The sequence below is a fragment of the Ectothiorhodosinus mongolicus genome (assembly GCF_022406875.1).
GTDB classification, from domain to species: Bacteria; Pseudomonadota; Gammaproteobacteria; order Ectothiorhodospirales; family Ectothiorhodospiraceae; genus Ectothiorhodospira; species Ectothiorhodospira mongolica.
Genome location: NZ_CP023018.1, coordinates 723,658 through 747,003, shown reverse-complemented (window position 1 = coordinate 747,003; position 23,346 = coordinate 723,658). Strand labels below are relative to the sequence as shown.

The 23,346-nt window shown below is 54.1% G+C and carries 29 protein-coding genes; 25 read left to right on the top strand and 4 right to left on the bottom strand.

Features of this window, described 5'->3' with window-relative positions:
• Positions 1-5 precede the first annotated feature (5 nt).
• A complete protein-coding gene (locus CKX93_RS03365; RefSeq protein WP_076755314.1) occupies positions 6-1,034 on the bottom strand; it encodes a Fe(3+) ABC transporter substrate-binding protein in 1,029 nt (342 codons plus the stop codon).
• A 174-nt stretch (positions 1,035-1,208) separates the two neighbouring features.
• Here CKX93_RS03365 and glnE point away from each other — a divergent pair, with 174 nt between their 5' ends.
• The 4 genes from glnE (at position 1,209) to CKX93_RS03345 (ending at position 5,807) form a co-directional block, all read left to right on the top strand.
• Complete coding sequence (gene glnE, locus CKX93_RS03360; RefSeq protein WP_076755895.1) at positions 1,209-4,028, top strand: bifunctional [glutamate--ammonia ligase]-adenylyl-L-tyrosine phosphorylase/[glutamate--ammonia-ligase] adenylyltransferase; 2,820 nt, start codon at positions 1,209-1,211, stop codon at positions 4,026-4,028.
• A gap of 19 nt (positions 4,029-4,047) precedes the next feature.
• A complete protein-coding gene (locus tag CKX93_RS03355; RefSeq protein WP_076755313.1) occupies positions 4,048-4,968 on the top strand; it encodes a branched-chain amino acid transaminase in 921 nt (306 codons plus the stop codon).
• A 91-nt stretch (positions 4,969-5,059) separates the two neighbouring features.
• Positions 5,060-5,272, top strand: coding sequence for a zinc-finger domain-containing protein (locus CKX93_RS03350; RefSeq protein WP_076755312.1), 213 nt, complete (start codon positions 5,060-5,062; stop codon positions 5,270-5,272).
• Between the two features lie 139 nt (positions 5,273-5,411).
• Entirely contained in the window at positions 5,412-5,807 is a 396-nt protein-coding gene (locus CKX93_RS03345) for a carboxymuconolactone decarboxylase family protein (protein WP_076755311.1), read from the top strand.
• A 13-nt stretch (positions 5,808-5,820) separates the two neighbouring features.
• On the opposite strand, the gene CKX93_RS03340 is transcribed toward CKX93_RS03345, so the two are convergent.
• Genes CKX93_RS03340 through CKX93_RS03330 form a run of 3 tightly spaced genes read right to left on the bottom strand, consistent with a single transcriptional unit; the run spans position 5,821 to position 7,163 of the window.
• A complete protein-coding gene (locus CKX93_RS03340; protein ID WP_076755310.1) occupies positions 5,821-6,465 on the bottom strand; it encodes a cupin domain-containing protein in 645 nt (214 codons plus the stop codon).
• 33 nt (positions 6,466-6,498) lie between these two features.
• The gene (locus CKX93_RS03335) at positions 6,499-6,915 is read right to left on the bottom strand and encodes a type II toxin-antitoxin system VapC family toxin (protein WP_076755309.1); all 417 of its coding nucleotides are present in this window, start codon (positions 6,913-6,915) and stop codon (positions 6,499-6,501) included.
• Entirely contained in the window at positions 6,912-7,163 is a 252-nt protein-coding gene (locus CKX93_RS03330; RefSeq protein WP_200799814.1) for a FitA-like ribbon-helix-helix domain-containing protein, read from the bottom strand. The genes CKX93_RS03335 and CKX93_RS03330 overlap by 4 nt, the downstream gene beginning before the upstream one ends.
• A 197-nt stretch (positions 7,164-7,360) precedes the next feature.
• Between CKX93_RS03330 and CKX93_RS03325 the strand changes: the two genes are divergently transcribed.
• From CKX93_RS03325 to hisH, 21 genes are all read left to right on the top strand, one after another.
• Entirely contained in the window at positions 7,361-7,603 is a 243-nt protein-coding gene (locus tag CKX93_RS03325; protein WP_076755308.1) for a type II toxin-antitoxin system Phd/YefM family antitoxin, read from the top strand.
• Positions 7,590-7,814: a type II toxin-antitoxin system VapC family toxin gene (locus CKX93_RS03320; RefSeq protein ID WP_076755307.1), complete on the top strand. Its 225-nt coding sequence runs from the start codon at positions 7,590-7,592 to the stop codon at positions 7,812-7,814. The genes CKX93_RS03325 and CKX93_RS03320 overlap by 14 nt, the downstream gene beginning before the upstream one ends.
• 113 nt (positions 7,815-7,927) lie before the next feature.
• Complete coding sequence (locus tag CKX93_RS03315) at positions 7,928-8,620, top strand: transposase (protein WP_240076663.1); 693 nt, start codon at positions 7,928-7,930, stop codon at positions 8,618-8,620.
• A 286-nt stretch (positions 8,621-8,906) separates the two neighbouring features.
• Entirely contained in the window at positions 8,907-9,284 is a 378-nt protein-coding gene (locus tag CKX93_RS03310) for a MarR family EPS-associated transcriptional regulator (protein WP_076755305.1), read from the top strand.
• Entirely contained in the window at positions 9,271-10,272 is a 1,002-nt protein-coding gene (gene fcl / locus CKX93_RS03305; RefSeq protein ID WP_076755304.1) for a GDP-L-fucose synthase, read from the top strand. Before CKX93_RS03310 ends, fcl begins: the two co-directional genes overlap by 14 nt.
• An 82-nt stretch (positions 10,273-10,354) precedes the next feature.
• On the top strand, positions 10,355-11,521 hold the full coding sequence (locus CKX93_RS03300; protein ID WP_076755303.1) for an ATP-binding protein: 1,167 nt from the start codon (positions 10,355-10,357) through the stop codon (positions 11,519-11,521).
• 160 nt (positions 11,522-11,681) lie between these two features.
• Positions 11,682-11,930 (top strand): FitA-like ribbon-helix-helix domain-containing protein, encoded by a 249-nt coding sequence (locus tag CKX93_RS03295; RefSeq protein WP_076755302.1) that lies wholly within the window; start codon positions 11,682-11,684, stop codon positions 11,928-11,930.
• Entirely contained in the window at positions 11,927-12,346 is a 420-nt protein-coding gene (locus CKX93_RS03290) for a type II toxin-antitoxin system VapC family toxin (protein WP_076755301.1), read from the top strand. Before CKX93_RS03295 ends, CKX93_RS03290 begins: the two co-directional genes overlap by 4 nt.
• Positions 12,347-12,353: 7 nt before the next feature.
• Positions 12,354-12,596, top strand: a complete 243-nt coding sequence (locus CKX93_RS03285; protein WP_084178638.1) for an addiction module antidote protein — start codon at positions 12,354-12,356, stop codon at positions 12,594-12,596.
• A 102-nt stretch (positions 12,597-12,698) separates the two neighbouring features.
• A complete protein-coding gene (locus CKX93_RS03280; protein ID WP_076755300.1) occupies positions 12,699-12,953 on the top strand; it encodes a type II toxin-antitoxin system RelB/DinJ family antitoxin in 255 nt (84 codons plus the stop codon).
• Positions 12,940-13,224 carry a type II toxin-antitoxin system YafQ family toxin gene (locus CKX93_RS03275; protein ID WP_076755299.1) on the top strand — a complete coding sequence of 95 codons (285 nt, stop codon included), beginning with the start codon at positions 12,940-12,942 and terminating at the stop codon, positions 13,222-13,224. Before CKX93_RS03280 ends, CKX93_RS03275 begins: the two co-directional genes overlap by 14 nt.
• Before the next feature lie 50 nt (positions 13,225-13,274).
• Positions 13,275-13,544, top strand: a complete 270-nt coding sequence (locus CKX93_RS03270) for a BrnA antitoxin family protein (RefSeq protein ID WP_076755893.1) — start codon at positions 13,275-13,277, stop codon at positions 13,542-13,544.
• A 55-nt stretch (positions 13,545-13,599) separates the two neighbouring features.
• On the top strand, positions 13,600-15,390 hold the full coding sequence (locus CKX93_RS03265) for an ABC transporter ATP-binding protein (protein WP_234982799.1): 1,791 nt from the start codon (positions 13,600-13,602) through the stop codon (positions 15,388-15,390).
• An 18-nt stretch (positions 15,391-15,408) separates the two neighbouring features.
• A complete protein-coding gene (locus CKX93_RS03260) occupies positions 15,409-16,416 on the top strand; it encodes an NAD-dependent 4,6-dehydratase LegB (RefSeq protein WP_076755298.1) in 1,008 nt (335 codons plus the stop codon).
• Positions 16,416-17,600, top strand: coding sequence for a LegC family aminotransferase (locus tag CKX93_RS03255; protein WP_234982798.1), 1,185 nt, complete (start codon positions 16,416-16,418; stop codon positions 17,598-17,600). The genes CKX93_RS03260 and CKX93_RS03255 overlap by 1 nt, the downstream gene beginning before the upstream one ends.
• A complete protein-coding gene (locus CKX93_RS03250; protein WP_076755296.1) occupies positions 17,597-18,208 on the top strand; it encodes an acetyltransferase in 612 nt (203 codons plus the stop codon). The genes CKX93_RS03255 and CKX93_RS03250 overlap by 4 nt, the downstream gene beginning before the upstream one ends.
• The gene (gene neuB / locus CKX93_RS03245) at positions 18,205-19,212 is read left to right on the top strand and encodes an N-acetylneuraminate synthase (RefSeq protein WP_076755295.1); all 1,008 of its coding nucleotides are present in this window, start codon (positions 18,205-18,207) and stop codon (positions 19,210-19,212) included. The genes CKX93_RS03250 and neuB overlap by 4 nt, the downstream gene beginning before the upstream one ends.
• A complete protein-coding gene (gene neuC / locus CKX93_RS03240) occupies positions 19,209-20,369 on the top strand; it encodes a UDP-N-acetylglucosamine 2-epimerase (protein ID WP_076755294.1) in 1,161 nt (386 codons plus the stop codon). The genes neuB and neuC overlap by 4 nt, the downstream gene beginning before the upstream one ends.
• 162 nt (positions 20,370-20,531) lie before the next feature.
• Positions 20,532-21,578, top strand: coding sequence for a nucleotidyltransferase family protein (locus tag CKX93_RS03235; RefSeq protein ID WP_076755293.1), 1,047 nt, complete (start codon positions 20,532-20,534; stop codon positions 21,576-21,578).
• Between the two features lie 19 nt (positions 21,579-21,597).
• The gene (locus tag CKX93_RS03230; RefSeq protein ID WP_076755891.1) at positions 21,598-22,719 is read left to right on the top strand and encodes an N-acetyl sugar amidotransferase; all 1,122 of its coding nucleotides are present in this window, start codon (positions 21,598-21,600) and stop codon (positions 22,717-22,719) included.
• Positions 22,716-23,345: an imidazole glycerol phosphate synthase subunit HisH gene (gene hisH / locus CKX93_RS03225; RefSeq protein ID WP_076755292.1), complete on the top strand. Its 630-nt coding sequence runs from the start codon at positions 22,716-22,718 to the stop codon at positions 23,343-23,345. The genes CKX93_RS03230 and hisH overlap by 4 nt, the downstream gene beginning before the upstream one ends.
• The last annotated feature ends 1 nt before the right edge of the window (position 23,346 follow it).

Below are 23,346 nucleotides of genomic sequence, written 5' to 3'. Positions count from 1 at the left end.
TTGGGTTACTGCCACCCAGCGCGATCCATCAAGCGCACCGCTTCGGCATTGTAATTCCCCAATGAACCGAGATTGACGGAATCGGCTTTGAAGCTGCCAAAGCTTTGCAGAGTCTCACTCCAGGCGACACCCTCTTTAACCGGGTATTCCTGGTTGATTTCCGCATACCAGCGCTGGGCGCTGTCGCTGACCAAAAATTCCAGCAGTTTCACGGCATTGTCCTTGTTACGGCTGTGGGTGATGACGCCGGCGCCACTGACATTGACATGCACGCCCCGACCCTCTTGATTGGGCCAGTGCACCCCCAAAGCCCGTGCGGCTTCGAGGTCTGCGCCCTCACCGTTGAGCATCAGGCCGATATAATAAGTATTGGCAATCGCAATGTCACACTGACCCGCTGCGGCAGCGCGAATCTGATCGCGATCGCCACCGCGCGGCGGACGTGCCAGATTGGCCACCAAGCCGCGTGCCCAGGTTTCCGTCGCTTCAACGCCGTTGGCGATGATCATGGAAGCGGTCATGGACTGGTTATACACATTGCTGGAGGAGCGAATGCAAATGCGGCCGCGCCACTGCGCATCGGTTAAGGCTTCGTAATCGGATAGGGTGGCGGGATCGACTCGGTCGCGGTTGTAGAGAATCGGCCGGGCGCGCATCGAAAGCCCATACCAATGCCCCTCGGCATCGCGCAAAGCCTCCGGCACAGCCGCGTTCAAGACTTCGGAATCGATGGCCGCTAAGACGCCGTTTTGTTTGGCATTATTCAAGTTGCCGGCATCCACGGTGATCAACACATCCGCCGGCGTATTGCGGCCTTCACTCAAAAGACGCTGCAGCAGCGCATCGGCGCGGGCACTGACGATGTTCACGCGAATCCCCGTCTGCGCGGTGAAATCATCCATCAGCGGCTTGATTAACGCCTCTTGGCGCGCCGAGTACACATTCACCTCGCCCTGAGCCAAGCTCACCGCCGGGAAGCCGGCCAAAGCCAAAGGCAGCGCCAAAGCCAACGCCATACGAGACAGCGACACCATAAACTCACTCCTCTTTGGGGTGGACGGGACCCAACTCTAAACGAGAACGATTGTCATTTCAATAAAAACCCCTAAAACCCGGGACAGACCCCTTTTTTGCTCGCAAAAAAGGGGTCTGTCCCGGGTTTTAGCGCGAAAAAGGGGTCTGTCCCCGTTTTTGGTATGCTACGCGCCATGCCGGCCAACCTTGATCTCAGCTCAGTTCCCGATCACGCGCACGCTGCGCTAGCGCGCCTCGGCGAGGATTTCGCAGCCGCCTGCCAAGCCCACGAACTGGCGCCGGTGGAGCTGCCCGCAGCCACCGCCCGCATCTGGTACTTAAGCGATTTCGTGGCGCGCACCGCCATCCGCAAACCCCAGCTATTCAGTGACTTGCTGGCCAGTGGAGACCTAGATCGCCCCTACATCGACGGCGAGATGACTACGCGCATCCACGAAGCCATCCGCCAATGCCCCAATGACGTCGAACTCAGCCAAAGCCTGCGCTACTGGCGCCACCGCGAGATGATCCGCATCGCCTGGCGAGACCTGATCAACCCCCATCCTGCTGAGCCCACTAAAAACCCCAAACCGGCCTACGCCGCCCTCAGCGAGACACTCACCGACACCACGACGCTGGCCGAAGCGCTGATCGACAGCGCCCTGGAATGGCTACAAAAAGACCTGATCGGCAAACACGGCCACCCGCGCAGCCATGAAGGCCAAGTGCAACAACTGCTGGTGCTGGGCATGGGCAAGCTCGGCGGTCGTGAGCTCAATTTCTCCTCGGATATCGATCTGATCTTCACCTACCCGTACAGCGGCCAAACCGATGGCGAACGCTGCTTGGACAACCAGCAATTCTTCACCCGTCTCGGCCAGCGGCTGATCAAAGCCCTGGATGAAAAAACCGCCGACGGCTTTGTTTTTCGCGTCGATATGCGCCTCAGGCCCTTTGGTGACGCCGGGCCCTTGGTCATGAGCTTTGATGCCTTCGAGGACTACTACGAGACCCACGGCCGCGAGTGGGAGCGCTATGCCATGATCAAAGCCCGCGCCGTGGCCGGCGATCGCGCCCCGGCTGAGACCCTGCACGCCATGCTCCAACCGTTTGTTTACCGGCGTTATCTCGACTATGGCGCCTTTGCCTCGCTGCGCGACATGAAAGCCCTGATTAATCGCGAAGCCGTGCGCAAAGGCAAAGAACAAGACGTCAAGCTGGGCGAGATCGACATCCTGCCGGATTTCGCGGTGCAACAGCTGCTCGAGGCCTATCGCTTTTTGCGCCTCACCGAAAACCGCCTGCAGATGTGGGCCGACCAACAAACCCATGCCTTGCCCAGTGACCCCGAAGGCCAGGCTCGCCTCGCCTGCGCGATGGGCTTTGACAGCTGGTCAGACTTCAGCCATGTCCTAGAGAAGCACATGCGCCATGTGCATGAGCAATTTCAACAAGTGTTCGCCGCCCCGCAGCGCGACATCGACGCCGAAGAGACCGAGCAGCCCGAAGCGCAGCGCGATCTCACCGCCCTATGGGCCGGCAAGCTCGATGCGGAAAAAGCCAAAACAGTCCTCAAACAACTGGGCGTCAATGAAACCGAAGAGGCGCTCAACCGGATCAACGATCTGCGCGAGTCCAGCACCTGCCGCTCACTCACCGCCACTGGCCGCGAGCGTTTAGATAAGCTCATGCCGCTGCTGTTGGGTGTTTTGAATGGCTTGGAACACACCGACGACACCCTGATGCGGCTTTTGAAGCTGGTGCAAACCATCGCCCGGCGCTCGGTGTATCTCTCCCTTTTGGTAGAAAACCCCCTGGCCCTCTCGCAGCTGGCCCGCCTGTGCGATGCCAGTCCATTCATTGCCGAACACCTCACTCGCTATCCCTTGCTGCTCGACGAGCTTCTCGATCCGCGCAGCCTGTACGCCCCGCCAGACAAACAGGGCCTGATGGAGGCGCTCAGAGAAGAGCTCATCCAAGTGCCGCGCGATGACACCGAACAAATCATGGATCGGCTGCGCCTATTCAAGCAGGTGCAAGTATTAAAAGTCGCCGCCGCCGACATTATGGATGTCCTGCCGGTGATGAAAGTCAGTGACCACCTCACGTGGATCGCCGAGGTCGTGCTCGAACAGGTCCTTAAGGTCGTGATGCAGCAGCTCATCGAAAAGCACGGCAAACCGCAATGCACCGTGAATGGCAAGACCAAGACCCCCGGCTTTGCCATCGTCGGCTACGGCAAGCTCGGCGGCCTAGAGCTGGGCTATGGCTCCGATCTGGATATCGTGTTTTTGCATGACAGCGAGGGTGAGAACGCCGTCACCGATGGTGAGGAACGGCCGCTGGAAAACGGCGATTTCTTCGCCCGCCTCGGGCAAAAAATCCTGCATTTCCTCGGCACCTTCACTCCGGCAGGTCGCCTCTATGAAGTCGACACCCGCTTGCGCCCCAGCGGCGCCTCCGGGCTCTTGGTCTCCAGCGTTAAGGCTTTTGAGGAATACCAACACCACTCTGCCTGGACCTGGGAACACCAAGCTCTGGTGCGCGCCAGGCCCGTGGCCGGAGACCTCAGTATCGCTGAACAATTTCAAGGGCTGCGCCGCGGTGTGCTCACCAAAGACCGCGAGCAACCGACCTTAAAAACCGAAGTCCGAGAGATGCGCGAGAAGATGTGGCAGGAGCTGGCCAGCCGCGATCCTGAGTGGTTTGACCTCAAGAAAGATCCCGGTGGTATCGCAGACATCGAATTTATGGTGCAATATCTGGTTCTGGCGCACAGCGGACAATACCCAGAGCTGTGCACCTACCCGGATAATATTCGCATTCTCGAGTCGCTCATCGACACCGGTCTGCTGCCTAAGGAAGACGCGGTCTTTCTCATGGACACCTACCGCATGTTCCGCGACCGAATACATGAGCTGAGCTTGCAGGAACAATCAGCGCGAATCCCTGCCGGGCAATGGCTGGAAGCGCGCGAGCGGGTCCAGGCTCTGTGGCAACAACTGATGATGTAAGGCGCAAGAGGAACAATCAATGCCCAGCATGGCTGACCGCGATGGTGTGATCTGGTACGACGGCAAGATGGTGCCCTGGCGCGAAGCCAACACCCATGTGTTAACCCATACCCTGCATTACGGCATGGGCGTTTTTGAAGGCGTGCGCGCCTATCATGCCGCTCAGGGCACGGCCATTTTTCGCCTCAAAGAACACACGCAGCGCCTGTTTCGTTCCGCGCAAATTCTCAATATGCCAATCCCCTACAGCGCCGAAGAGCTGAATCAAGCGCAAGCGGCGGCGGTCCGGGAAAACGGCCTCGACAGCGCCTACATCCGCCCCATGTGCTTCTATGGCTCCGAGGGCATGGGCCTGCGCGCCGATAACCTCAAGGTGCATGTGATCGTCGCGGCCTGGGAGTGGGGCGCCTACCTCGGCGCTGAGAACATGACCCGCGGCATCCGCATCCGCACCAGCTCCTATACCCGCCACCACGTCAATGCCGTGATGTGCCGCGCCAAAGCCAATGGCAATTACATGAACTCGATGATGGCCCTGCAAGAAGCACTGGCCTGCGGCTGTGATGAAGCGCTGTTACTCGATGCGCAAGGCTTTGTCGCCGAGGGCAGTGGCGAGAACTTCTTCATGGTGCAAGATGGCGTGATCTACACGCCATCACTGACATCCGCTTTGGACGGCATCACCCGCCGCACGGTGATACAGCTGGCGGATGAATGCGGCTACACCGTCAAAGAGAAGACCATCACCCGCGATGAAGTCTATGTCGCGGATGAAGCCTTTTTCACTGGCACCGCCGCCGAAGTCACGCCCATCCGCGAACTCGATGGCCGCAAGATCGGCTCGGGTAGCCGCGGGCCTATCACCGAGCAGCTGCAAAGCCTGTACTTCGACGTCGTCAAAGGCAAAACCGCCCACAGCGACTGGTTGACCTACGTTTGATTCGAAAGCCGCTCGCCGCCGTGGAGTGATCCGCGGTTAGTTTGCAGTAACCCGCGGCGGTCGGTTCACCGAAAGTTTGAGGAGAGTTTTTATGCCCAGCCCCAATACCGGAAAAGACCCGATGGCCCATGCTGTGGCAAACCAGGCCCCCAAAATCAAGGTCACCAAACAAGACCTGCCGCTGCACTGCCCCATGCCCGGCACCGCCCTCTGGGCCTCCCACCCCCGCGTCTACCTGCCCATCGAAGACACCCCCGACGGCAAAATCATCTGCCCCTACTGCAGCACCGAATTCACCCTCTAAAACCCGGGACAGATTTATTTTTTAAAATTGGGGACGGATTTATTTTTCGCCCGCTGCTTGAGGGGGGGGGGCGGCTACCTCGGACTGTAGAGACGCACCCCGCTAAGCACTTCTCTCCCCTTTCTTGGAGCCTGATTGCATGAGAAATCCCCTGAATGAAAAAGGCCTGAAAACCCGCCGCGAAGTGCTGGGCGATGAATACGTCGATCGCGCTCTGAATAATGCTGATGACTTCACCTGGGCGATGCAGGAATTGGTCACCGACATCTGCTGGGACGGCATCTGGAATCGCCCCGGTCTGGACCGCAAGACCCGCAGCCTCATCAACATCGCCATGCTCATGGCCCTAGGCAAACCCCACGAGCTCAAAGCCCACATCATCGGCGCCAGAAACAACGGCGCCAGCGACACCGAAATCCAAGAAGTCCTGCTCCAAGGCGCTGTCTACTGTGGCGTCCCCGCCGGCGTCGACGCCTTCCGCGTCGCCAAAGAAACCAAAATGGGGACAGATTTATTTTCTGGCGCCAAAAAATAAATCTGTCCCGGTTTTAGAGGTGGCCAGTCTTCACGTAGATCAGGGTTTCCTGCTCGACCCAAGGGGTGTGCTGGCTGTGGTGCGGATTGCGAATCCACGTTCCGGCAGGGTAGCGGCCATGTTCGTCGATGAACTCGCCGGATAACACGAAGATCTCCTCGCCGCCCCAATGCTGATGCGGCTGAAACTGCTCCGCAGCCGGCCAATGCACCAGCGCCGTATGCTGCGTCTCGAAGCTATGCAGATGCAGCACGCGCAAACCGCCAATGCCCGGCTGGAACTCTGCGGCGCGCGTATCGATGACGACCCTCTCGAGATCACCGGGCGCAAAATGCTCGAGTTTCACGAATAAGGTGCAGCCCGCGTCGGAATGCGGCGCGTGGCGAGACCCGGGCGGGTTGCGCAGATAGGTGCCTGCGGGGTAGTCACCCGTCTCATCGGAAAATACGCCATCCAGCACCAAGATCTCTTCACCCAAAGTATGTGTATGCGGTGGGAAAGCAGCGCCAGGCTCGAACTGCACGATGCTGGTCGCGCGGCCAGATTCGGCGTCCTCGCGCTCGAGCGGCTTGCGCACCACACCATCGGCGCGGCTGCCACTCCAGGGCATTGCCGCCGTCTCCACCACCACCGACCGACTTAAATCCATATTCAGCATAAGAAAGGAGACTCCCTCTTCGATGTTTTTTAGTCAAGCCCAGGGGCTAACCACTGGAGTGGGCAAGTCTTCAAAATGCTTTAGATTGCGGGTAGCCAGCGTGGCGCCCCTCGCGATGGCGATCCCAGCAATCATTGTGTCGCGGATATCCACAGGTCGACCGCGGGACTTTCGCTCAGCGGCCAAAAGTGCTGAATACGCCGCTGCACGGGGATCAAAAACAGCGATGCGGTTTTCAAGATCCTGCTGCAGCAACCCATCGAAGCGCTGCGCTAATTCGGTTTTGCGCTGACCGTCGGCCAGTACTTCAATTCCATATCGCGCTTCAAAAACCGTGATGCTCGTAATCCAAACTCTCTCGGCAGGCTGCTCATTCAGCCACGCGAGCACCGAGGGGTCGGGATCGCGCTGCATCAGTGCCGAAAGTACATTGGTATCAAGAAGAATCATCGATCAAAACCCATGGGCTCAATCCCTTGCCCATGCAGTTCCGGCAAGGAAGCTTCCAGACCGATACCAGCAAACCGCTGGGCTATGCGTGAGCCAAGATTGCCTGTGGTTTGCGGCGTTTCCTCGTTCACAGCGCGGCGCAGAATCTGACGCACTTCCTCTTCCATACTGCAGCCATGGCGTTGAGCGCGGCGCTTGAGCGCATCTTTAAGATCATTATCCAAATTTCTGACAATCACTTGGGCCATCGCAAACCTCCGATAAATTGCCATTTACAGTAGGATGATATCATGCTATCGACTATTTTGCTCTGGTCACGTCAACAGCTGTTTCGGCGGTTTATACACCGCTCCAGCCCGCATTAAATTCTCTAAGATGTCTCCATTTAAAAGCAAACATGGCTCCTCTACAGTAAGTACTGTAAAGATCAGAAGTGGAGACAACCATGCTCGAATTGGACGCGAAAGAAGCGAGAAGACGTCTACCAGAGTTGTTGGACCGGGCGCATGCGGGCAAGGCATCCATTATTAAGAAACGCGGTGTTCCCTACGCGGCATTGGTGCCTTTAGATAGACGCCTCCATGAGAAGCGAGGCGTCAGCCTCATCGATCTGATCGGAAGCGGAGCCGGCCTATGGGGTGATGATGTGGGGCGCACCAACTCGGATTGCCGGGATGAGTGGACATGATCGACCTGGCGTCGCCGGTGACAATTGGCAGGTGCAAGAGATGAATGCAGAGGTCGCCTTGATTGCAGCCAGAGTCAGAGCGCGCTTCGGTCTCAAGCTGCCCGATGCCGTTCAGGTAGCGACTGCCATCGTCAGCCAATCTGCAGCACTAGTCACCCATGACCGAGATTTTGCGGGTATCACCGAGGTAGCCGTGAAAATAGGAAAATAGGGACTGTCCCCATTTAAATCGCCGCCCAAGGATGCTATAAAAATCCGGGACAGATTTATTTTCAGTCAAGGAGGACTGCCATGCCCAGGACGGCGCGAGTAGTAGTACCCAACATGCCACATCACGTGGTGCAACGCGGCCACAACCGCCAAGTCGTATTCGCCGAACAGAGCGACTACGCGCGATACCTCACCAATCTGCGCGAACTCAGCGAAGAGCTCGAGGTTCGCGTCTACGCCTATTGCCTGATGACCAATCACGTGCACTTGTTGCTTGGACCCAGCGACAAAGTCGATGCGATGGGCTGGCTCATGAAGTCCCTGGCCGCCCGTGCCACGCGCTATCGCAATCGCCTCGAGGAGCGCTCTGGCACGCTCTGGGAAGGCCGCTACAAGTCAAGCCCCGTGCAAACAGATTCGTATCTGCTCGCTTGCACGCGCTACATCGAGCTCAATCCGGTGCGCGCCCACATGGTGCCATCCGCGGGCGCCTACCCATGGTCCAGTTACGGCCAGCGCCTCGGCCAGACGCAGCGCTGGATCGATCTTGATCCGGCCTACATCGCCCTCGGGGACACCGAAGCCCAACGTCGCGTCCTCTACACCCGATTCGTCGAGGAAGGCGTGCCAGAGAAAGACCTAGCGCTCATGCGCGGGGCGCTACAGCGGGGCCAGCTCACCGGCAACCAGCGCTTCGTCGACGAAGTCGAGCAAATCACCGGCCTGCGCATCGAAAGCCGCCGCCCCGGCCGCCCAAAAATGGGGACAGATTTATTTAAAAAGGGGACGGATTTATTAAAAAATTGACCGAACCCCTGTTTGAGACGAAGTAAACCAGCTACAATTTGGTTTACAGTTCATACAGTGAACTGTAGCGTCACGGTAAGACGCATCCGACTCCGGGCGGGCCGCCAAGGCTAAACGTTCCGGCGGTAGCGTGCCTGACGACACCTGCGGCGCCCCCAAAAGGCCGATCTGCTCAAAAAGCCCGAGCGGCTCCAAAGCCCGGGGGATCTCCAAAGGCCCCAAAGCCGGGATGCCCTTCGAAGGCCTCAAAGCACCGAGCGGCTCCAAAGCCCGGGGCTAATATGACATGACCCAACGCGAAGAAATCCAATTTAGGCTGTTGCAAGTGCTCAAAGACGAGCCGCAAATCAGCCAGCGCGAGCTCGCCTTGCGCATGGGCATCTCCCTGGGCCTGACTAATTACTGCCTCAAGGCCCTAATCGCCAAGGGCTGGGTGAAGACCAAAAACTTCCTCGAAAGCGGCCGCAAAGATCGCTACTTGTACCAACTGACGCCCCAAGGCATCGCCAACAAGGCGCAGCTCACCCGAGAATTCCTCGCCCGCAAGCGCGCCGAATACCAAACCATCGAGACCGAAATCCGCGACCTCGAAGCCACGCTAGAAGAAACCGGGACAGATTTATTTTTCGACAGACGAGATGACCCGCAGGATGCAAAAAAATAAATCCGTCCCCAATTTATACGTCGCTGGTCACAGGGGCATGGTGGGCGCGGCCATCCTCAGGGTGCTCGAAGAGCAGGCCAAGCAGTCCGGCCAAGCACTCAACCTCATCACACGCACCCACAGCGAGCTCGATCTCACCAACCAAGCCGCTGTCCAAGAATTCTTCAAAAAAGAAAAGCCCGACCAGGTCTATCTCGCCGCGGCCAGAGTCGGCGGCATCCATGCCAACAACACCTACCCGGCGCAGTTTATCTACGAAAATCTGATGATCGAGGCCAACGTCATCCACGCCGCCTTCACACATGGCACGAAAAAGCTCCTCTTCCTCGGCTCCAGCTGCATCTACCCCAAACACGCCAGCCAGCCCATGAGCGAAGACGCCCTGCTCACCGGCACCCTGGAGCCCACCAACGAGCCCTATGCCATCGCCAAAATCGCCGGCATCAAGCTCTGTGAAAGCTATAACCGCCAATACAGCGCCACACACGGCATCGACTACCGCAGCGTCATGCCCACCAACCTCTACGGCCCCGGCGACAACTATCACCCGAAAAACAGCCACGTCATCCCCGCGCTCATCAGAAGATTCCACGAAGCCAAGATCAGCAACGCCCCCAGCGTCACGATCTGGGGCACGGGCACCCCCAAGCGCGAATTCCTCTACGTCGATGACATGGCCCGCGCGTCGGTGCACGTGATGAACCTCGACAAAGACACCTACGCGCAGCACACCCAGCCCATGTGCAGCCACATCAACGTCGGCAGCGGCCAAGACATCACCATCAAAGATCTAGCAGAGCTCATCAAAGACACGGTCGGCTACACCGGCGCCATCGAATTCGACCCCAGCAAACCCGACGGTAGCCCGCGCAAGCTCATGGACAGCCAGCGCCTCAACAGCCTCGGCTGGCACCCCCAAGTCAGCCTCCAACAAGGCCTCGCCAACACCTACAAAACCGGGACAGATTTATTTTCCGCACCGCATTAAATAAATCTGTCCCCATTTATAGCAATTTGCTAGACGGATCTAGTAAAATAACTAGTCGCGTCTAGCAAAATGCGAAAACATTATGGAAAAGCCCTTTCAACGCGCCTTTGTTGCTGAACTCGCCAAGCGCTTTCAAGAACCAAAGCAGCTGATCCAGATTCTTATCGGGCCTCGCCAGGTAGGCAAAACCACAGGTGTGCTGCAACTCATCGAACACACCCAAATCACCGCGCACTATGCCAATGCCGATGATCTACTGGTCGCTGATCGCAGCTGGCTGATCGAACAATGGCAAGAGGCAAAGCTCAAAGGCGACGGCACTCTTCTGGTTATTGATGAGATTCAAAAAGTCCCCAATTGGTCGGAAACCATCAAGGCGCTTTGGGATCAGCAGGCGCACAGCAACTCTGGGGCGCTCAAGGTATTACTGCTGGATTCCAGCGCGCTCGACATTAATACTGGCCTGACAGAGAGCCTAGCAGGTCGGTTTGAACGCATCGTGGCCCATCATTGGACCTACGCAGAACTCCAAGCAGCATTTGGCTACGACCTTCAGCGATACCTGATCTATGGCGGCTACCCGGGTGCAGTAGCCCTAGAGCCCGATAGAAAGCGCTGGTATGCCTACATGAAAGAATCGATTGTCGAGGCCGTCATCGGCAAGGATATTCTTCAGAATCAACGCATTGCCAAGCCCGCATTGTTTCGCCAGGCCTTCGAAATCGCATGCCGTTACCCGGCACAAGAAATCAGTTACACCAAACTGCTCGGTCAACTGCAAGACCAAGGCAACACTGATTTGGTGAAGCACTACTTATCGCTCTATGCCAAGGCATTTTTACTGCATAGTCTGCAAAAGTATTCTCCCAAAGCGTGGAAGACTCGGGCATCAAGCCCCAAGCTCTTGCCCGCCTGTCCTGCACTTTTCAGCATGAATCGTCCAGCATCCAGTGATGCAGATCCCGAACAACGGGGGCGCTTATTTGAGCTGGCGGTGGGCGCCGAGCTCGCGCAGCTTCCCGGTGAACTATTTTATTGGCGGGAACGCGATGCCGAGGTCGACTTCGTCTATGAGGATCACGAACAACTCTATGCTATTGAAGTGAAGTCGGGCCGAAAGAAATCCAGCAAGGGCCTCGCGGCCTTTTGCCAACAGGTGCCAAAAGCACTCCGCATCATTATTACCCCCGAGCATTTCCCCCAGTTCTCGCGAAACCCAAGCTCACATCTCGCACAACTGGCTCTCTAAAAACCGGGACAGATTTATTTTCCCCACCACTAAAAATGGGGACAGATTTATTTTCCGCACCGCACCGCACCGCATTAAACGCATTAAACGCATTAGATAAATCCGTCCCCAATTTATGCTATGCTAGCAATGCTGTCATATGAGTGCGCGGAGGTGTTTCATGGCAACGCTGACCATTCGTAATTTTGATGAAACTCTGAAAATGCATTTGCGTCTGCGCGCAGCCGAACATGGTCGCTCCATGGAAGAAGAGGTACGCTGCATTCTGCGTCAGGAGTTAGCGAAACCTGCATCGGAGTACGGGCTTGGCAGCCGGATTGTGAGTCGGTTTAGTGATGTAGCAGGTGATTTACCGCTACCCGAACGCAGCCAGCCGCGCCCACCCATTGATTGGGATGAGCCAAGTTGATCTTGCTGGATACTAATGTCCTGTCCGAGCTCATGCGCCAAGTTCCCCATCCGAACGTTGTCTCTTGGTTAGACGGACACCCCAGCGACGCAATTTGGATATCTGCCATTACTCGCGCCGAGATTGAGCTAGGTATTGCACTGTTGCCCGAAGGGCGCAGAAAAAAAGTGCTGCAGTCCAAGGCAGAAGCACTGTTTCATGAAGATTTTGCGAACCGGTGCCTGTCCTTTGATGCGACAGCCGCGAGTTATTACGGGCAAATTGTCGCCGCAAGAACGCACATGGGCAAACCGATCTCGGTGGAAGATGCCCAGATTGCTGCCATCGCCATAACGCATAGGTTGACCTTGGCGACCCGCAATATTGCGGATTTTGACAGTATCGAAGCACTCGCGATGCTGAACCCCTGGAATTAACCCCAAAATGGGGACAGATTTATTTTCCGCAGAGGATCCTGAAGACCGTGCTGCAGGCCTATTGGCGTTGCGCACCGTAGCCGAGGCTTATGGCGGTATGGCTGCGGTTGCGGCCGATGCCGGAATCAGCCGAGAGTCCCTGTATCGCGCGCTATCACCCAAGGGCAACCCAACACTCAAAACCTTGTTGGCAGTATTAAAAACAGTTGGCATGCGGCTTTCTGTCGAGCCAGACCGCCGGGTAGCCTGATCGACAAACATCGGCACGCATTAAATAAATCTGTCCCCAATTTTGTTGTGTAGCTTTTTTGGGCTACAATGTAGCTACAAACTTGGTGGCTAGGAGAACATCATGAACACCGTTGTGCGCGCTCGAATCAGTGAAGAGGTCAAGAACGAAGCGGCTGCCGTGCTTGATGCGATGGGGCTTACGGTATCAGATGCCTTTCGCATGATGATGACGCGGATTGCGCGCGAGCATGCCTTGCCGTTTGAGCCACTGGCGCCGAATGAAAAAACGATTGCAGCTATGCGGGCTGCGCGCGAGGGCGAGGCTCAAACCGTGACGCTGGAACAGTTGCAAACTGTCCTCGATGAGAACAATTAAACAGACCTCACGATTTAAGCGAGATCTCAAGCGGGAAGCCAAGGGCAAGCATAAACAAGATCTTCAAGATGGTTTTGTGAAGATTATCGAAATCTTGGCCAGAGATTTGCCTCTGCCTGAGTCATTTCGTGATCATGGGCTAACGGGTGACTGGAAAGACCAACGTGACTGCCACATCAAGCCCGACCTTGTGCTCATCTATCGCAAACCGGATCAACAGACCTTGCAGCTTGTTCGAATTGGCTCGCACGCAGAGTTAGGTCTCGCCTAATCCGAGCTCCATTCTCTGCGTCGCGCGCTTAAATGCATCTGCCCACAGTTATGACGAACAAAATCACTAAACAGCAAGCCGATGAGCTACGGGCGTTGATGGATAAGTCCGAAGATGACATCGACACCAAAGAACAGCCGGAAATAACCGACTGGACCGGAGCCGAGCGTGGCAAGTTTTACCGCCCCATCAAGCAACAGGTCACACTGCGGCTTGATGCCGATCTGCTCGCCTGGTTCAAATCACGCGGCTCGCACTATCAAACGCGGATCAATGCCGCGCTACGCCAATTCATTGAAGAACATCCGGAAAAACGCTGAGTGTACTCAGCCACATGCAATTGATCGGCACCTTTAAATAAATCCGTCCCCATTTATGATCAAAAAGCTTCTCGACCTCCTCACCAAGCACGAGCGCAAGCGCGCGGGCTTGCTGCTGGGCATGATCCTGACCATGGCGCTGCTGGATATGATCGGCGTGGCGTCGATCATGCCGTTCATGGCGGTGCTGGCGAACCCCGAGATCATCCAAACCAACGCCATGCTGAACGCCGTCTACCAAGCCGCCAGCCACCATCTTGGCATCAACACCACCGAGCAGTTCCTGTTTGCGCTCGGCATGTTGGTGTTCGTGCTGTTGGTGGTCTCACTGGCGTTCAAGGCCCTGACGACTTATGCCAAGCTCCGCTTTGTGCAAATGCGGAACTACAGCATCAGCATGCGCTTGGTGGAAGGCTATCTGCACCAGCCCTATAGTTGGTTTCTCAGCCGCCACAGCGCCGATCTGGGCAAATCCATACTCTCAGAGGTGGGCCAAGTAATCAGTGGCGGCATGACACCGATGATGAACCTCATCGCCCACGGCGCAATCGCTATTGCACTGCTCACGCTCTTGATCCTGATCGACCCCAAACTCGCGCTCATCGTCGGCCTGACGCTGGCCACCGCCTATGCGCTCATCTTCAAAGCCACCCGCGGTTTGCTCGGGCGCATCGGTAAGGAACGCGTCAAAGCCAACCAGAGGCGCTTCACCGCGGTGAGCGAAGCCTTCGGCGCCTCCAAAGAAGTCAAGGTCGGCGGGCTGGAACAAGCGTATATCAAACGCTTTGCAGGCCCCGCACAAACCTTCGCACGCCACCAGGCCACGGCGCAGGTCATCAGCCAACTGCCGCGCTTTGCCCTGGAAGCCATCGCCTTTGGCGGCATGCTGCTGGTGGTGTTGTATTTGATGGCGCAAAGCGGCAGTTTTGCCAGTGCCCTGCCTATCATCGCGCTCTATGCCTTTGCCGGCTATCGCCTGATGCCCGCCCTGCAGCAGATCTATGGCGCGGTCACGCAACTGCGCTTTGCCGGCCCGGCGCTCGATGCCCTGCATGCCGATCTCATGAGCCTGCAACCCGCCTATGCCAACCCCAGCCAAGACGCCATTGCGCTGAAAGAAGCCATCACCCTGAACCAGATTCAGTTCTGTTACCCCAATGCCCCGCAGCCGGCGCTAAAGAACCTCAGCCTCACCATCCCCGCCAAAAGCACGGTGGGCTTGGTCGGCGCCACCGGTAGTGGCAAAACCACTACGGTGGATTTGATCCTGGGCCTGCTCGAAGCGCAAGAAGGCACGCTAGCCGTCGACGGCCAAGCCATCACCGAACACAACCGACGCGCCTGGCAGCGCGCCATTGGTTATGTGCCGCAGCAGATTTATCTGGCCGACGACACGGTGGCCGCCAACATCGCCTTTGGCCTACAAGAAAAAGACATCGACCAAGCCGCCGTGGAGCGCGCCGCAAAGATTGCTAACTTGCATGAGTTCGTTGCCAACGAATTGCCGCAACAGTACCAGACTACGGTGGGCGAGCGCGGTGTGCGCCTTTCGGGCGGGCAGCGCCAGCGCATCGGCATTGCCAGAGCGCTGTACGACAACCCGCAGGTGTTGATTCTGGATGAAGCCACCAGTGCGCTCGACAACCTCACCGAACAGGCGGTGATGGAAGCGGTGCACAACCTAGGCCATGAAATCACTATCATCCTGATTGCGCATCGCCTTAGCACTGTGAAATCCTGTGACACCATCTTCCTGCTGGAGAAGGGCGAGTTGAAAGCGCAGGGGGCTTTCGACGAACTGACCCACACCAACGCGCGGTTTCGGGCGATGGCAGCTAATCACTAATGCAAACGAACAAAAAACATGTCCACTAAATCCACTGTTTTGGTCACTGGTGCTGACGGATTCATCGGTTCTCACCTCACAGAAGCGCTTGTGCGTGCAGGGCATGAAGTCAAAGCCTTTGTTCTCTACAACTCCTTTAATAGTTGGGGTTGGTTGGATCATTGTTCGCCCGATGTCAAAGGAAAATTCGAGGTCTTCGCGGGAGATATTCGCGATCCTTATGGAGTTAAAGAGGCAATGAAAGGTTGCCATGCGGCCTTGCATTTGGCTGCGCTCATTGCAATTCCATACTCTTACCACTCACCTGATACGTATGTTGATACCAATATCAAGGGTACTTTGAACGTGCTTCAGGCCGCTCGTGAGCTTGGTGTGCGAAGGGTGGTCCATACGTCAACCAGTGAGGTGTACGGTACAGCGCAGTTTGTGCCCATTACTGAGGCCCATCCTCTTCAGGGGCAGTCGCCTTACTCAGCCACTAAGATTGCAGCTGATCAGCTGGCACATGCCTTCTATGCGTCATTTGATTTGCCGGTTGTGATTGCTCGGCCTTTCAATACCTATGGGCCGCGCCAGTCTGCTCGAGCAGTGATTCCCACCATCATTACTCAAATTGCGAGCGGCACGCGACAGATCAAGCTGGGTGCAGTTTCTCCAACGCGTGACTTTAACTACGTTAAGGACACGGTTGCTGGGTTTATTGTCGCATTGAATAGTGAAGCCGGCTGCGGCGAAGTGATCAATTTCGGTAGCAATTTTGAGATTTCTATCGGTGATACAGCCCAGCTGATTGCTGAAGCGATGGGTATAGAAATTGAAATTATCACCGAAGAAACCCGACTACGCCCAGGCAACTCAGAAGTTGAGCGGCTTTGGGCCGATAATAATAAGGCTCGCGAGTTGTTTGGCTGGTCGCCGCAGTATGCGGGACGGGATGGTTTTAAGCGTGGGCTCGCGGAAACCGCGGAGTGGTTTGTAAATCCTGAGAATCTGCGCGGCTACAAAGCGGATATCTACAACATTTGATGCAACAAGACGTCGCAACAGCAATGAAAACCTCTTTGGAACAGAGCGTCATCCAAGCGCTGCGTTCGGTTTTGGGAGATGGCTCGTGCGTGCTGCACGAACCCCGTTTCCAGGGCAATGAACAGGCCTATGTGCAAGAATGCATTACTTCGACTTTCGTATCTTCCGTGGGGCGATATGTTGATCGGTTCGAACAAGAGCTGGCAGCTTTTACGGGAGCGCGTCGTGCGGTAGCCGTTGTGAATGGCACGGCTGCTTTGCAGGTGGCCTTGCAGTTGGCTGGCGTGCAGGCGGGTGATGAAGTGATTGTGCCGACACTGACATTCGTCGCTACGGCTAACGCCGTGCATTACCTTGGTGCGACGCCCCATTTCGTCGATAGCGCTGAAGATACGCTAGGGATGGATCCTGCTGCGCTGAAAGACTGGCTGAAGCATGTTGCCGAGCCGACGGCGGCTGGGAGTCGCAATCGTCATACAGGTTGTCCGATTCGCGCAATCGTGCCTATGCATACCTTTGGCCACCCTTGTGATCTGGAAGGGCTTCTTACGATTGCGCATGACTATCGGCTTGCCCTTGTTGAAGATGCTGCGGAATCCTTGGGTAGTTACTATCAGGGACAGCACACTGGCGCATTCGGGGAGCTTGGCGCCCTGAGTTTTAACGGAAATAAAGTGATCACGACGGGTGGTGGCGGCGCGATTCTGACGAATGATGAGCGTCTTGCGGATCACGCCAAACATCTCACCACAACAGCAAAACAGCCGCATCGCTGGGACTATGTGCATGATGAAATTGGTTATAACTTCCGTATGCCGAATCTAAATGCTGCGCTTGGGTGTGCCCAGTTTGAACAGTTGCCGAGCTTTCTGGCGTCTAAGCGGCGTTTGGCTGAGAGATATGCAGAAGCTTTCCGAGGTGTGGAGTCGGTTCGGTTGATGCGTGAGCCGAAGGATTGTCGCAGTAATTATTGGCTGCAGACTCTTCTATTGGATGAAGCGGTCGCGGATCAGCGTGATGCGGTTTTGACGGCAACAAACGATGCAGGCCTGATGACCCGGCCTGCGTGGGGGCTGTTGCACCAACTTCCGCCTTATCAACAGTGTCCGCGTGCGCCGCTGTCGGTTGCGGAGTCGCTTGCCCGACGCCTGATTAATATTCCGAGTAGTGCGGGGCTAGCATGACATCGCTCTTGCTGATTGGCGGCGGTGGCCATTGTCACTCATGTATTGATGTCATTGAAGCCGAGGGCTTATATCGCGTTGCCGGAATTGTTCAGCCTTCAGAAGAACAATCGCTATCCGTCATGGGCTACCCGATTGTTGGATCCGATGATGATCTCCCGATCTTGCTTGCTCAAACTTCAAAAGCCTTGATTACGGTTGGTCAAATCCGCACTCCTGAAAGCCGCATGCTTTTATACGAACAGCTCAAGACCATTGGGACTGAGTTGCCTGTGATCAGGTCGCCGTATGCCATTCAATCCAAGCATGCCACTCTGGGCGAAGGCACAGTTTTGATGCATGGGTGTGTAGTGAATGCAAATGCCAAGATTGGTGTTAATTGCATCGTCAATAGCCAGGCGCTGATCGAACATGATGTGATTATTGGTGATCACTGCCATATATCGACTGGAGCGCGCGTGAATGGCGACGTTCAAATTGGCAACGGCTGTTTTATTGGAAGTGGTGCGATTCTTAGAGAGGGTATTCGCATTGGCGCACATGCGATTATTGGGGCGGGACAAGTTGTGCTGTCAAATGTTCCTGATGGGGGCGTCGTAAAAAAATGAGCCGACGTACATTGATCATCGCCGAAGCTGGAGTGAACCATAACGGGGATTTTGCTCTGGCTAAAAAGCTGGTTGATGCCGCTGTAGCGGCGGGCGCAGATTTGGTCAAGTTCCAGACCTTTAGTGCGGACCGTCTCGTTACGCAAAATGCGCCTAAGGCAGAGTATCAAGCACAGGCTATCGGTGATACGCAATCGCAATTTGCGATGCTGAAAAAGCTAGAGTTAAGCCCGCAAATGCATCAAGACTTAATTTCTTATTGTCACTCAAAAAATATCGACTTCTTCTCAACCGGATTTGACATTGAGAGCCTGAATTATCTGTCTTTGGCCGGCTTGGATCGCTTCAAAATACCCTCTGGTGAGATTACAAACTTGCCCTATCTGCGGCATGTGGGTGCATTTGGAAAATCTGTAATCATTTCCACGGGGATGGCTACTCTTGGTGAGATTGAAGCTGCGCTTGATGTCTTAGAGAGTGCTGGAACGCCGCGTTCATGCATTACGGTTTTGCACTGCAATACCGAGTATCCAACGCCCATGCAGGATGTGAACCTGCGCGCCATGTGCAGCATCCGCGATGCCTTTGGTGTCGAGGTTGGTTATTCAGACCATACGGCGGGCATTGAAGTGCCGATTGCCGCCGTGGCGCTGGGTGCAACGGTGATCGAAAAACATCTTACGCTCGACCGTAATCTGCCCGGCCCCGATCACATGGCCAGTTTAGAGCCCGACGAGTTCGCTGCGATGGTGAGCGCGATCCGTAATATTGAGCAAGCAATGGGTGATGGAATCAAGCGCCCTAGTCCGAGTGAACTGAAGAACAAGCCGATTGCGCGCAAGTCGCTGGTGGCTGCGAGGGCGATCCAAGAGGGTGAGGTCTTTACACCTGATAATGTCACAACCAAGCGCCCTGGAATGGGGGTTTCTCCGATGCGCTGGGATGAGGTGATCGGACGAACGGCATTGCGTGATTTTCTAGCAGATGAGTTGATCACGCTATGAAAAAAATATGCGTTGTTACGGGCACTCGCGCCGAATATGGTTTGTTGCGTTGGGTGATGGAAGGTATCCGCCAGTCGCGCGTATTGGAATTACAGCTCGTGGCGACCGGCATGCATCTCTCGCCGGAGTTCGGGATGACGGTTAATGCAATTGAAGCCGATGGGTTCAAGATTGATCGTAAGGTAGAGATGTTGCTGAGTTCCGATACGCCTATCGGTGTGGCTAAATCTATGGGGCTTGGCATGATCGGTTTCGCTGACGCATTGGCAGATCTGCAGCCCGATCTGATGTTGGTGCTGGGTGATCGTTACGAGATCTTTGCTGCAGCATCAGCAGCGATGATTGCTCGCATCCCTATCGCACATTTACATGGTGGTGAGACGACGGAAGGGGCCTTTGATGAGGCCATTCGTCACAGCATCACCAAGATGTCGCACCTGCATTTTGTTGCGGCGGAAGAGTACCGTCGGCACGTAATTCAGCTGGGCGAACATCCAGATCGGGTATTTAATGTCGGCGGGCTGGGTATCGATAATATTCTGCGATTGAAGCTGCTGACCCGCGAGGAGCTAGAAGCCGATTTGGATTTCAAGTTTTTGTCGCGCAATCTTTTGATTACCTTTCATCCGGTAACCCTAGAGCACAATACGAGTGCTGATCAGATGCAAGAAATCCTCGCGGCGCTGGCGGAGTTGGAAGACGTTGGCCTGATCTTCACCATGCCGAATGCGGATACCGAGGGACGAGTGCTTTTCCAGAAGATTAAGGATTTCTGTTTGCAACATTCGAACGCCCGAGCCTATACCTCACTCGGACAGCTGCGTTATTTGTCCTGTATTCAGCATGTTGATGGCGTTGTGGGTAACTCTTCCAGTGGGCTTGCGGAGGTACCAAGCTTCAAAAAAGGCACGATTAATATCGGTGATCGGCAGCGAGGACGGATTAAAGCGGCAAGCGTCATTGATAGCGAGCCAAATCGTAAATCCATTCGCGTGGCACTTGATCATATTTTCTCGGCCGAATTTCAGACTAAGTTATCGACAGTAGAAAATCCCTACGGTAATGCTGGGGCGAGTGATGCGATTGTACGAAAGCTTGAAAGCCAATTTCTGGGTGATTTGCTTAAGAAGCGCTTCTACGATTTGCCTGGTCCATGAGGATTTATGAATCAGAAATGGGTGAATCTTCGTTTCCAAGAAGTGAAGGGGTATATAGGGCATTGCATAGTTGTGTGTGACTTAGGCAGATTTTGAATACGAAAAAGTGCTTTCTTTGCGCGTTCATAGTTAGAGCTTCAATTTTTTCATTGAGTATAAAAAGTGACTCAAGTCGCAACTAATAGTTGGAAAAAAGCCGTAATTTTGCAAAATGCATCATTGCGTGATGCTGCAAGGAATTTGACCGAGTCTTCGCAGAGAATAGTTCTAGTGATTGATGATTCTTGGAAACTAATAGGCACTGTTTCTGATGGGGATATTCGAAGAGGTTTATTACGGGGGGTGACGCTTGATAGCGATGTGACAGAAGTTGTTCATAAAAACCCATTGGTCGCTCCCGAAGGAATTTCCCCGTCTTTTATTCGTGAACTAATGGCAGTAAATAAAGTCCAGCAGATACCCGAAGTTGATGGTGATGGTCGAATTGTGTGTCTGCATACTTGGGATGAATTCATAACAAAAAAAAGCATTTCAAACAAGATGGTTATTATGGCGGGTGGTAAAGGTACTCGTTTGCGGCCTCATACGGAAAACTGCCCGAAGCCTATGCTCCTGGTCGGGGGTAGGCCGATATTGCAGCATATTATTGAGCGTGCTCGAGACGAGGGATTTTCTGAATTTATTTTGTCTGTAAATTATTTGGCACAGATGATTGAAGAGTATTTTGGAGATGGCAGTATTTTGAATGTAAAAATTCGGTATGTCCGTGAGCAATCGCCCCTAGGTACGGCAGGTTCGTTGTCAATGATAAGTGAATTGGTTGATGAGCCATTTATTGTCACGAATGGTGATGTTATTACTGATATTCGATATTCAGAGATCCTTGAATTCCATAAGCGACAAGAATCGATTGCCACCATGGCCGTGCGTTTACATGAGTGGCAGCATCCCTTTGGGGTTGTGCAAGTGGATGGGCTTAATATTGTTGGTTTTGAAGAGAAACCGATCGCTCGCTCGCATATCAATGCTGGTGTTTATGCATTATCCCCTGTGGCGTTGCAAGAGTTAAATGATGACGAGTTTTGTGATATGCCAACGCTCTTTGAGCGGCTCCAAGCTAGATCTCTAAAGACAGTTGCTTACCCTATGCATGAGCCATGGCTAGATGTTGGTCGGCATGAGGACTTGTCGGCAGCCAACGAATTATAAATCGGACTACAAAAAGTTTATGAATAATAAAATTGATGTTACATGGTGTTCAAACTGTCTTTCTATGTCGACGCGCCCTAGAATTACTTTTGATGAGCGTGGTTGGTGTAATGCGTGTCGCTGGATGGAAAAGAAGCAAGTTCTTGATTGGAAGCAGCGAGAAAAGGAGCTAGTAAGTCTTGTCGATAAGCATCGTCGATCTGATGGCTCATTTGATTGCCTCGTTCCAGTAAGTGGAGGCAAGGATGGCTCTTATGTTGCGTACAATTTGAAACATAAATATGGAATGCATCCGTTGTGTGTCACCGTTACGCCTGCGTTGCCACTGGAGTTGGGTGAGAAGAATTTGCGTGCTTTTGTTGAGGGTGGTTTTAATCATATTTCAATTAATCCAGCATTTGAGGCGATGCGAATACTTAATAAACGAGGACTGGTTGAGATGGGCTTTCCGTATTATGGCTGGCTGATTGCTATTCAGGCTGCCCCTATAAGAATTGCTGCTCAATTTGGGATTGGCCTTATTTTCTATGGCGAGGATGGTGAGGTCGAATACGGTGGCTCAACCGAGACGGATAAAAACCCAATCTATGATGTGCAGTATATGAAAAAAATTTACCTTGAGGGCGGTTACGAAAAGGTATTGGAAGGTTCGGGGATAGCAGAGTCGGATCTTGCATTTTTTAGGTTCCCAGATGACGAACTCTTAGCAGAATCACCAATTGATATCACACACTGGTCCTATTTTGAAAACTGGGACCCATACCGCAACTACCTCATTGCAAAAGAACACTGCGGTTTGAAGGAGGCTGAAGATACGAACTCCGGGACATTTACAAACTTTGCTCAAAACGATCAAGCCTTGTATGCACTTCATGCCTATTTGATGTACCTAAAATTTGGCTTTGGACGAGCAAACCAGGACGCTTCAATTGAAATTCGGCGTGGTGCAATGGATCGTGAACAGGCAGTGAACTTAGTGCGTATTTATGATGGCCACTATCCTGACGAGTATATTGATACTTATCTAGATTACTATCAAATGAGTAAGGCAGAGTTTGATGTGGTTCTGGATAAGTATGCAAATACTGAGCTGTTCGAGAAGAGAGACGGCCGCTGGATGCCAATCTTTACTGTGAAATGAACAAGTCACAACATGTTGTCATAGTTGATTATGGTAAGGGTAACATCTGGTCTGTGCTTAGTGCATTGGACTTCTTGGGTGCCAGAGCCATTGTTAGCTCAGATCCGTCAGTAATCGTCAATGCGGAAGCACTCGTGCTTCCAGGTGTTGGGTCATTTCGTTCAGCGCTGCAAGAATTGCAAAAGACGGGACTTGATGAGGCGATCAAGGAAGCCGTAACCATAAGAAACCGAAAAATTCTGGGGATCTGTCTGGGGTTCCAATTGCTAGGAGAGTCTTCTACTGAAGACGGTTCTTGTGCTGGTCTAGGTATCATCCCAGCAAAAATTGAACGTTTTAATTCAGAAGAGTTAAGTGGCAGAAAGCTCCCTCATATTGGGTTCAATGAAGTGTTTTTGCCAGGTGAATCTGATTTTTTCGACGGCTTTAGTGGTTCAGCAGATTTCTACTTTGTTCATTCATATCGCATGCTTCCTGGATTGTTTCCAGGTGCGAAAGCGATCTGCAATTATGGCGTTGACTTTCTCTCGGCCTATCAGAATGAAAATGTGTTTGGCGCACAATTCCATCCGGAAAAAAGTCAGACTAACGGACTAAAGTTGCTTGATAATTTTCTGAGCGCTTGAA